Raw genomic sequence first — 9,858 nt, 5'->3', positions numbered from 1 at the left:
TGCCGATGTACCCGGCGAGGTCGGTGGCGCGCTGGGCGCCGCACTCCTCGAGCCGGGCGAGGAGTCCGTACGCGGCGGGCTCGAGGTCGGGGTGGACCTCGCGGGCCATCTCGCCGGAGCTGGACCGGGCGCGGCGCAGGAAGTAGGTCAACTCCCGCTCCAGGGCGAGGAACTCGTGGTCCACCCCGGCGGGCGGTTCACCCGGCGTCGCACCGGCCGCCCTGTCGCGTTCGGCGCCCCGACGCCCGCCGTTCCCGTCTTCGTTCACGTCAGCAGCCATGGACTGTGGTTCCCCGGGTTCCCTGTTCTGAAAGTCTCTGAAAGTTGTCGCCGATCCGCGCCGTCTTCGCAGCTCCGCCAGTATTTCGCAGGAGTAGACCAACGGCACCCTCCAGGCCCTCTTCCCTCGTCCGGGTCTACGTGCGTAGCGTGCTGCATGGCATGTCCACACCATCATCACGGCACCGACATGTCGACAGGTCAGCAAGAGGACAGCACCCGCGGCACCGAACGGCACAGCACAGGTCCCTGATCAGTACCGCTGATCCCCCACGAGGCCTACGGAGGCACTCACATGCCCGTGCACAGACCCGCGACGACCCGGCGCCGGACCCGCTTCGGCGCGGTCGGAACCCTTCTCGCAGCGCTCTCCCTCCTGTTCACCCTGCCGAGTGCGGCCCACGCCGCCGACGTCCCCCAGCGCGGTGAGGCGTTCATGGGCATGGGCGTCGCCGCGCACGACGGCGACACCGGCCGGCCGCCCGTGGACCGCGCCGTCCAGACCGAGGGCGTCGACGTCAGCGGCCACCAGGGCAACGTCGCCTGGTCGACGCTGTGGAACAGCGGCGTGAAGTGGGCCTACGTCAAGGCCACCGAGGGCACGTACTACACGAACCCCTACTTCGCGCAGCAGTACAACGGCTCCTACAACGTCGGCATGATCCGCGGCTCGTACCACTTCGCGACCCCGGACACGACGAGCGGCGCCACCCAGGCCAACTACTTCGTGGACCACGGCGGCGGCTGGTCCAAGGACGGCAAGACCCTCCCGGGCGCCCTCGACATCGAGTGGAACCCGTACGGCGACGCGTGCTACGGCCTCTCGCAGAGCGCCATGGTGAGCTGGATCAAGAGCTTCACGAACCAGTACAAGGCCCGCACCGGCCGTGACCCCGTCATCTACACGGCGACCAGCTGGTGGACCCAGTGCACCGGCAACTCCGCCGCCTTCGGCTCCACCAACCCGCTGTGGGTGGCCCGTTACGCCTCCAGCGTGGGCACGCTGCCGGCCGGCTGGGGCTTCTACACGATGTGGCAGTACACCTCGTCCGGCCCGACGGTCGGCGACCACAACAAGTTCAACGGCGCGCTCGACCGGGTCCAGGCCCTGGCCAACGGCTGAGTCCGCGGCCGGGCGCGGCCCGGCACCCGCACCCCTGAACGGCCCGAAGGCCCGGACCCCCGCGCGGGGGCCGGGCCTTCGGTGGCGGCGCGGCGGGTCACGCCGCGACCGGGACCTCCAGGTCCGCCGAAGCGGGCGCCAGGGCCAGTTCGAGCACCTGGCGGACGTCCGTGACCGGGTGGACGTCCAGCTTGTCCAGGACCTCGGCCGGGACGTCGTCCAGGTCCGGCTCGTTGCGCTTCGGGATGATCACGGTCGTGATCCCCGCCCGGTGTGCGGCGAGCAGCTTCTGCTTGACGCCGCCGATGGGCAGGACCCGGCCGGTCAGCGAGACCTCGCCGGTCATCGCCACGTCCGTGCGCACCTGCCGGCCGCTCAGGAGCGAGGCGAGGGCGGTCGTCATGGTGACACCCGCGCTCGGCCCGTCCTTGGGCACCGCGCCCGCCGGGAAGTGGATGTGCACGCCGCGCTCCTTGAGGTCCGCGACGGGCAGCTCCAGCTCCGCGCCGTGCGAGCGCAGGAAGGAGAGCGCGATCTGCGCGGACTCCTTCATGACGTCACCGAGCTGACCGGTCAGGGTCAGTCCGGCCGCACCGGTCTCCGGGTCGGCCAGCGACGCCTCCACGAAGAGCACGTCACCGCCCGCACCGGTCACCGCGAGGCCGGTCGCGACACCGGGCACCGCGGTGCGCCGCTCGGCCGGGTCCTGCGCGGACTCGGGCACGTGGTGGGGACGCCCGACGAGCGCCCGCAGGTCGTCCTCACCGACGGTGAACGGCAGCTCGCGCTCGCCGAGTTCGTGCTGGGCCGCGACCTTGCGGAGCACCCGGGTGACCGCGCGCTCCAGATTGCGCACGCCGGCCTCGCGGGTGTACTCGCCGGCCAGCTTGCGCAGCGCGTCCTCGCCGATCACGACCTCGTCCTCGGCGAGACCCGCGCGGTCCAGCTGGCGGGGCACCAGGTGGTCGCGGGCGATGACGACCTTCTCGTCCTCGGTGTAGCCGTCGAGGCGGACCAGCTCCATGCGGTCGAGCAGCGCCTCCGGGATGGCCTCCAGGACGTTCGCCGTCGCCAGGAACACGACGTCGGACAGGTCGAGTTCGACCTCCAGGTAGTGGTCGCGGAACGTGTGGTTCTGCGCCGGGTCGAGGACTTCGAGCAGCGCCGCGGCCGGGTCGCCGCGGAAGTCGGAGCCGACCTTGTCGATCTCGTCGAGCAGGACGACCGGGTTCATGGAACCCGCCTCCTTGACCGCCCGCACGATGCGCCCGGGCAGCGCGCCGACGTACGTCCGCCGGTGGCCGCGGATCTCCGCCTCGTCACGGACGCCGCCGAGCGCGACGCGGACGAACTTGCGGCCCATCGCGTGCGCGACGGACTCGCCGAGCGAGGTCTTGCCGACGCCGGGCGGGCCGACGAGCGCGAGCACCGCGCCGCCGCGCCGTCCGCCGACGACGCCGAGCCCGCGGTCCGCGCGCCGCTTGCGCACGGCCAGGTACTCGGTGATGCGCTCCTTCACGTCGTCGAGCCCGAAGTGCTCGGCGTCGAGGACGGAGCGGGCGCCCTGGATGTCGTAGGCGTCCTCCGTGCGCTCGTTCCACGGCAGTTCGAGGACGGTGTCGAGCCAGGTGCGGATCCAGGAGCCCTCCGGGGACTGGTCGCTGGACCGCTCCAGCTTGTCGACCTCCTTGAGGGCGGCCGTCCGCACGTGCTCGGGCAGGTCGGCGGCCTCGACGCGGGCCCGGTAGTCGTCGGACTCCTCGCCCTCCTGCTCGCCGTTCAGGTCGCGCAGCTCCTTGCGCACGGCGTCGAGCTGGCGGCGCAGCAGGAACTCGCGCTGCTGCTTGTCGACGCCCTCCTGAACGTCCTTGGCGATCGTCTCGGCGACGTCCTGCTCGGCGAGGTGCTCGCGCAGCTGGGCCGTGGCGAGCTTCAGACGGGCGACCGGGTCGGCCGTCTCCAGGAGCTCGACCTTCTGGTCGGTGCTGAGGAACGGCGAGTATCCCGAGTTGTCGGCGAGTGCGGACACGTCGTCGATCTGCTGGACGCGGTCCACGACCTGCCAGGCGCCGCGCTTCTTCAGCCAGTTCGTGGCGAGCGCCTTGTACTCGGTGACCAGCTCGGTCACGGAGCCGGGCAGGGGGTCGGGCAGCGTCTCCTCGAGAGTGAGCCCCTCGACCCACAGGGCGGCGCCCGGGCCGTTCGTCCCCGCGCCGATGCGCACGCGGCCACGGCCACGGATGAGCGCGCCGGGGTCGCCGTCGGCGAGGCGTCCCACCTGCTCGACGGTGCCGAGCACGCCGGTGTTCGCGTACGTGCCGTCGATCCGCGGAACAAGCAGCACCTTCGGCTTGCTGTCCCCACTGGACCGCGCGGCGGCCTGTGCGGCCTCCACCGCGGCGCGTACGTCGGTGTCGTTCAGGTCCAGCGGCACCACCATGCCGGGCAGCACGACCTCGTCGTCGAGCGGCAGCACGGGCAGGGTGAGCGGTGTGGACGTCGAAGCCATGATCTCCCCTTTGGCAGTCAAGTTGAGCTATGTCGACTCAATGCACGAGCGCCGCCGAATGTTCCCCGGAGCCTGTTCGCTGTGAGCGATCGCCCCTGTCGGGGTCCGGCGAGAGGTTCGTAAGGTGTGCATCGCAAGAGTGACACTTACGTTTGTCTGACGTTCGGGAGGGCGGCATGGCGGCCGACGCGCGGGTACGGGAATGGGTCGACGGCTGGGTCGTCTCGCGCGGGGCCTCTGCCCCGCTCGTCGAACCCTGGGGGTACACCGTCCACGTCGGCCTGCCGCACCACGTCGGGCGGCACGTCATCGGGGCCACCGGCGACGACGTCCGCGAGGCCGATGTCCGCAAGGCCGCCGAGTCGACCCGCGGGGCGAACATCCACCTCAAGGTCTTCGCCGACCTCGACCGGGTGCTGCCCTGGCTCGGCCCGGAGTGGGAGCCGTACGGCTCGGGCGACCACCTGATGACGACCTCTCTCGGCCCGGCCGTCGCCCCGGCCGCACCCGACGGGTACACGCTGCGCACGTGGACGCGCGGCGGCGTCACGCGCGTACTGCTCTCCGATGCCGACGGGGCGTTCGCTGCGCGCGGCCAGGTCGCCCCGACCGGCGCGAGTGCGGTCGTCGACCAGATCGAGACGTCGCAGGAGCACCGCCGCAAGGGCCTCGGCCGCGTCGTCATGGGGCAGCTCCAGGCCGCGGCGCACGCGCAGGGGGCGACCCGCGCGGTCCTGGCCTGCACCCCCGAGGGCCGTCTCCTCTACGAGGCCGTCGGCTGGCGCACGGTCGCCCCGCTGACCAACGCGCGGTACCGCGGCGCAGCCGCCTGACCGGCCGCAAACCCTTTGCGGGCCCCCGTCGCCGGGGCCGAGAATGCACAGCCATGACGGCCCCCGCGACCCGCCTGACCCCTGCCCAGGACGCCGCACTGCACCGGCTGCGCACCACCGCCCGTGCCGCCCACGGCGCCGCCCTCGACCGGCTCGCCCGGCAGGGCGTCACCCCCGACGCCGCCGAGGCGCTCATCGCGGCGCTGCGCGGCCACGCGCGCGTGACGCTGAACTTCCACCCGGATCGCCTCCTCGCCGACGGCCGCACCACGGTCGCCGCCGGGATCGCCGCGGACGGCCGCTACCGGGGCCAGTACGAGACGGGCCTGTCCAACGGGAGCCGCACCGCGCACCCCGGCGGGCTGCGCGACGGCTGGGAGCACACCCTGTTCGGCGGGGCCTACGCCGACGCGGGCGCCGCCGAGCGGCCCAAGTACGGGGCGCTCGACGTCATGCGGCATCCGGACGGGGCCGCGCCCCGGTTCGGCTCGTGCCATGTGCGGCTGCGCCCCGAGGCGACCGCGCGGGCGACGTTCTGCTTCGGCGACAGCCATGTCGGCCCCGCCGACGTGGGCACCGCCGACGCCCTGCACTCCGTGCTCGCCGCACTCCTGGAGGACGCCCGGGCGAGCGGGCAGTCGCTCGGCGTCCGGGGCGCGGACCCGGTGGCGGAGATCGGGGCGCTCACCGGTCCGCGACCCGCGCGCGGCCCCGGCCGCTCCCTGGACTTCTACGTGGAGGCGCAGGTGCACGGGGAGGTGGACCTGGCCGTCGACGCGGAGGCACTCGTCCTCGACCCGTCCTTCCGCGGCACCGAGGCCGGCGAACTGCTCGGCGGGCTCGGGCTGCCGGTGGAGTGGCACACCGGCTTCGTGCTGGGCCCGGAGGTCTCGGACGAGGAGCTCGCCGCGTTCCGCGGTCCGGGGCTGGTGCCTCTCGCCGCGCGGGTGCGGGAGAGCTTCGGCGCCGGGGGTCTGATCGACGCGGCGTGCGTGGGGCGCGCCGCCGCCTCGGCGGTCACGGAGCCGGGGGCCTGGTCGGCGTACGGGTCACCGGAGGAGGTGCTCCAGTACGTCAAGCAGGTGTGGCACTGCCTCGTGCGGTTCGGGCGGAGCGGCGGCGACGGCGGACCAGCGGCCAGGTCGTGACGCCGATCGCGAGCGCCAGCAGGTGCCCCCAGCCGGTCATCGGGTCCTCGAAGGTCAGCAGGTCCTGGACGAGCATCGCGCCGAACCCGCCGAGGACGAGCACGCGGGGAAGGCGCGGGAGCAGCCCGGCGAGGGCGCCGATGCTCGCGGCGACGCCGAAGCTGACGCCGTAGTCGAGCCGGTGCAGGGAGCTGTGCGGCAGGTGCCCGGCCATGACGGACAGGCCGACCGGGACCTCGGTGGCGAGTGTCGCGACGACGTGGCCGAGCAGGAAGACACCGGCGGTGCGCAGCCCGCCGATCCGGCGCTCCAGGGCGGTCAGCACCACGACGAAGGCGATCACGAACGGCGACGTGAGCCCGCCGGCGATCCACAGCGCGCTCGCGAGCAGGACCCGGACGGGATGCTCGGACAGGTGCGCGACATCCGTGCTGGACCCGCGCAGCGCGGCCGCGACCGTGTGCGGGTCCCCGAACTCCATGAACAGCGACGTGGCCAGGAGCAGACAGGCGTACCCGAAGGTGAACGGCGTCCCGGCCGGGGTGGGCAGCAGCCGCCAGGGCCGCAGCCGGCGCCGGGCGGACGGGACGCATTCGCGCGCGGGGGCGCCGGGCTGCGCGGGAATCCCGTTCAGCACCGGCCGCGGCGGGTGGACTGTCACCGGGCCGGCGCCGGTGCGCACGTGTGGCTCCACGCGGAACACCCCTTTCGTCACCGATCCACCCGACACCCTAGGCGCTCTTCGCCCGGCCCCGCCCGCGGTGCCCGCCCGATCCGCAGAGTGAGACGGGCCACGGCCGCGGGGCACGGTCCGGGACAATGGCCCGCATGACGACCCCGTCCTCCCCCGGCCCGCCCGTCGTCCTGGACCGCCGCGAAGGCCCTTTCGGCGAGGTGGTCCTGCGTCGGCACGGCGACCTGTTGCAGATCATCGCCAACGGCACGTTCCTCATGGACACCTCCGACGGGCGCTCCGAGCGGCTGCTCGTGGACGCCGCGCGCGACGCCCTGGGCCCGGGGCGCGAGCGGCCGAGCGTGCTGATCGGCGGGCTCGGGGTCGGGTTCTCGCTGGCGCACGCGGCCGCCGATCCGTACTGGGGGCGGATCACCGTCGTCGAGCGGGAGCCGGCGATCATCGGCTGGCACCGTGCGGGCCCGCTGCGCGACCTGTCCGCCGCGGCGGTCGCCGATCCGCGTACGGCGCTCGTCGAGGCCGACCTCGTGGCGCATGTGCGCAACGCCACGGAGCGCTACGACGCCCTGTGTCTCGACATCGACAACGGACCGGACTGGACGGTCACCGACGACAACGGGGGGCTGTACTCAACTGCCGGTCTGTCCGCCTGCAAAGACCGGCTGAACCCCGGCGGAGTGCTGGCCGTGTGGTCCGCCCAGCCGTCCGGGATTTTCGAAGGAACCTTGCGGAATGCCGGATTCCAGGGGGTCCGCACCGAAGAGATCCCCGTTGTCCGAGGCGTACCCGACGTGGTGCACCTCGCAGTACGGGGCGCGTAGCCGACCGGCGGTAACTCCCCGTACGCTGGCGTCCGCAACCCAGATCATTCAAGCGTCAAGCGCGTCAGGACGGCGCGCATTCAGGGGCGGGGCGATGGAGCAGACACACACCTCCCACAGTGGCAGCACGGCGACCCCGGGTGCCCAGCGACGGGTCCTCGTGGTGGAGGACGATCCCACGATCGTGGACGCCATCGCCGCCCGGCTGCGGGCCGAGGGATTCCTCGTGCAAACCGCACAGGACGGCCCGTCGGCGGTCGACACGGCCGAGGCCTGGCAGCCCGACCTGCTGATCCTCGACATCATGCTGCCCGGCTTCGACGGGCTCGAGGTCTGCCGCCGCGTGCAGGCACAGCGACCGGTCCCGGTCCTGATGCTCACGGCGCGCGACGACGAGACGGACATGCTCGTCGGGCTCGGCGTGGGCGCCGACGACTACATGACCAAGCCGTTCTCCATGCGCGAGCTCGCGGCCCGCGTGCACGTCCTGCTGCGTCGCATGGAGCGGGCCGCGCTGGCCGCCGCGACGCCGCGCAGCGGGATCCTCCGGCTCGGCGAGCTGGAGATCGACCACGCGCAGCGCCGGGTGCGGGTCAGGAGCGAGGACGTGCACCTGACCCCCACCGAGTTCGACCTGCTGGTCTGCCTGGCGAACACGCCGCGCGCGGTCCTCTCCCGGGAGCAGCTGCTCGCCGAGGTGTGGGACTGGGCGGACGCCTCGGGCACCCGCACCGTCGACAGCCACATCAAGGCGCTGCGCCGGAAGATCGGTGCGGAGCGCATCCGCACGGTGCACGGCGTGGGCTACGCCCTGGAGACGCCGACACCGTGAGCGCCGGGGACCGGTCACCGCAGGAGCGGGGCCACCGGCCGCTGAACCCGGGCTGGACGTCCGGCGGACTGCGGCCGTTCTCGATCAAGGCGAAGCTCGGCACGCTCGTCGTCGTCTCCGTCTTCATCACCACCGGTCTGCTGATGGTGGCGATGTACACGGCGACGGAGCTGCGCTTCATCACCGTGTTCTCGATCATCGCGACGCTGCTCATCACCCAGTTCGTGGCGCACTCGCTGACCGCGCCGCTGGACGAGATGAACACGGTGGCCCGGTCGGTCTCCCACGGGGACTACACCCGGCGGGTGCGGGGCGCCGACCGCCGCGACGAGCTGGGCGACCTCGCGGTGACCATCAACCGCATGGCCGACGAGCTGGCCGCGCAGGACCAGCAGCGCAAGGAGCTCGTGGCCAACGTCTCGCACGAGCTGCGCACCCCCATCGCGGGACTGCGCGCGGTCCTGGAGAACGTGGTGGACGGCGTCATGTCCGCCGACCCCGAGACGATGCGCACCGCGCTCAAGCAGACGGAACGGCTCGGCCGGCTCGTGGAGACGCTCCTCGACCTGTCCCGCCTGGACAACGGCGTGGTCCCGCTCAAGGCCCGCCGCTTCGAGGTCTGGCCGTACCTGTCGGGCGTCCTGAAAGAGGCCAACATGGCGGTGTCGCAGCGCGCGGGCATCGCCTCCGGATCGGGCACCCACACCCGGACCGACGTGCATCTGCACCTGGACGTGTCGCCGCCGGAGCTGACCGGGCACGCGGACCCGGAGCGCATCCACCAGGTCGTGGCGAATCTCATCGACAACGCGGTCAAGCACTCCCCGCCGCACGGCCGTGTCACGGTGCTCGCCCGCCGCGGCCCCTACCCGGAGTCCCTGGACCTGGAGGTCCTCGACGAGGGGCCCGGCATCCCGGAGTCCGAGTGGCACCGGGTCTTCGAGCGCTTCAACCGCGGTGACGCGGGCGACAGCCAGGGCAAGGGCGACGGCGGCACGGGCCTCGGTCTGGCCATCGCCCGCTGGGCCGTGGACCTGCACGGCGGCCGGATCTTCGTGGCCGAATCGGACCGGGGCTGCCGGATCAAGGTCACTCTTCCGGGAGAGCCGCGTCCGCAAAGTTGACGTAGGGTTTCGGTCAGGCGGAGGTCAAGCCGCGCCGAGGCGTACCCGAACGCGCCGGGCGCGGGTCCGAGCGTACGCAAACCCCGGTTGTTTCCCGCCATTTCCCGGCCCGAAACACGACTTCCGGTGTGACTTACGCGACGGATGCCCGGCCCGGTCTGCACGTCCCGGGGTTGGGGGCGTAGCCTTTATTCCCGCTGTCCATCACCTTGTGAGAAGCGGAAGAGGGCGGTTCACGCCGTGTCGCCACAGTCCCCCAGTAACTCGAGCATCTCCACCGAGACCGACCAAGGCGGGCAGGGCAAGGACCCTGCTGCGGCCTTCGGCCCCAATGAGTGGCTCGTCGACGAGATCTATCAGCAGTACCTCCAGGACCCGAATTCGGTAGACCGAGCCTGGTGGGACTTCTTCGCCGACTACAAGCCCGGTGCCGCAGCCGCGGGGGCTGCGCCGACCGAGCCGGCCGCGAAGCCCGCCCCGGCCGCCGCCGCGCCT

9 protein-coding genes and 1 pseudogene are annotated in these 9,858 nt (G+C 72.6%); 7 read left to right on the top strand and 3 right to left on the bottom strand.

The annotated features are described in order from the left end of the window. Positions 1-268, bottom strand: a pseudogene (locus GTW43_RS32180) (MarR family transcriptional regulator); the annotation flags it as partial. 306 nt (positions 269-574) lie between these two features. Between GTW43_RS32180 and GTW43_RS32175 the strand changes: the two are divergent. Next, positions 575-1,402 carry a lysozyme gene (locus GTW43_RS32175; RefSeq protein WP_161305500.1) on the top strand — a complete coding sequence of 276 codons (828 nt, stop codon included), beginning with the start codon at positions 575-577 and terminating at the stop codon, positions 1,400-1,402. Between the two features lie 97 nt (positions 1,403-1,499). Here GTW43_RS32175 and lon read toward each other — a convergent pair whose 3' ends face one another. After that, the gene (gene lon / locus GTW43_RS32170) at positions 1,500-3,911 is read right to left on the bottom strand and encodes an endopeptidase La (protein ID WP_161305499.1); all 2,412 of its coding nucleotides are present in this window, start codon (positions 3,909-3,911) and stop codon (positions 1,500-1,502) included. Positions 3,912-4,087: 176 nt separating this feature from the next. On the opposite strand from lon, the gene GTW43_RS32165 reads away from it, so the two are divergent. Next, positions 4,088-4,744, top strand: coding sequence for a GNAT family N-acetyltransferase (locus GTW43_RS32165; RefSeq protein ID WP_161305498.1), 657 nt, complete (start codon positions 4,088-4,090; stop codon positions 4,742-4,744). 53 nt (positions 4,745-4,797) lie between these two features. After that, positions 4,798-5,892: a DUF3626 domain-containing protein gene (locus GTW43_RS32160; RefSeq protein WP_161305497.1), complete on the top strand. Its 1,095-nt coding sequence runs from the start codon at positions 4,798-4,800 to the stop codon at positions 5,890-5,892. Here the strand turns inward: GTW43_RS32160 and GTW43_RS32155 are convergent. Then, positions 5,819-6,517, bottom strand: a complete 699-nt coding sequence (locus GTW43_RS32155; protein WP_161305502.1) for a rhomboid-like protein — start codon at positions 6,515-6,517, stop codon at positions 5,819-5,821. The two genes, GTW43_RS32160 and GTW43_RS32155, sit on opposite strands and share 74 nt — an antisense overlap. A 203-nt stretch (positions 6,518-6,720) precedes the next feature. Here GTW43_RS32155 and GTW43_RS32150 point away from each other — a divergent pair, with 203 nt between their 5' ends. The 4 genes from GTW43_RS32150 to GTW43_RS32135 form a co-directional block, all read left to right on the top strand. Next, entirely contained in the window at positions 6,721-7,407 is a 687-nt protein-coding gene (locus GTW43_RS32150) for a spermidine synthase (RefSeq protein ID WP_161305496.1), read from the top strand. A gap of 94 nt (positions 7,408-7,501) precedes the next feature. Next, positions 7,502-8,239 carry a response regulator transcription factor gene (locus GTW43_RS32145; RefSeq protein WP_161305495.1) on the top strand — a complete coding sequence of 246 codons (738 nt, stop codon included), beginning with the start codon at positions 7,502-7,504 and terminating at the stop codon, positions 8,237-8,239. 41 nt (positions 8,240-8,280) lie between these two features. Continuing rightward, positions 8,281-9,363, top strand: coding sequence for a HAMP domain-containing sensor histidine kinase (locus GTW43_RS32140; RefSeq protein WP_161305501.1), 1,083 nt, complete (start codon positions 8,281-8,283; stop codon positions 9,361-9,363). Between the two features lie 240 nt (positions 9,364-9,603). Next, on the top strand, positions 9,604-9,858 hold a 255-nt coding region (locus GTW43_RS32135), incomplete at its 3' end, for a hypothetical protein (protein ID WP_161305494.1).

The sequence above is a fragment of the Streptomyces sp. SID5785 genome (assembly GCF_009870065.1).
In the GTDB taxonomy this organism is placed as follows: Bacteria; Actinomycetota; Actinomycetes; order Streptomycetales; family Streptomycetaceae; genus Streptomyces.
The sequence above is the reverse complement of the archived record's forward strand: the minus strand, read 5'-3'. Positions and strand labels throughout refer to the sequence as shown.

Coding starts and splice junctions, on each gene's coding strand:
- GTW43_RS32175 (WP_161305500.1), top strand. CDS start 575: ATGCCCGTGCACAGACCCGCGACGACCCGGCGCCGGACCCGCTTCGGC.
- lon (WP_161305499.1), bottom strand. CDS start 3,911: ATGGCTTCGACGTCCACACCGCTCACCCTGCCCGTGCTGCCGCTCGAC.
- GTW43_RS32165 (WP_161305498.1), top strand. CDS start 4,088: ATGGCGGCCGACGCGCGGGTACGGGAATGGGTCGACGGCTGGGTCGTC.
- GTW43_RS32160 (WP_161305497.1), top strand. CDS start 4,798: ATGACGGCCCCCGCGACCCGCCTGACCCCTGCCCAGGACGCCGCACTG.
- GTW43_RS32150 (WP_161305496.1), top strand. CDS start 6,721: ATGACGACCCCGTCCTCCCCCGGCCCGCCCGTCGTCCTGGACCGCCGC.
- GTW43_RS32145 (WP_161305495.1), top strand. CDS start 7,502: ATGGAGCAGACACACACCTCCCACAGTGGCAGCACGGCGACCCCGGGT.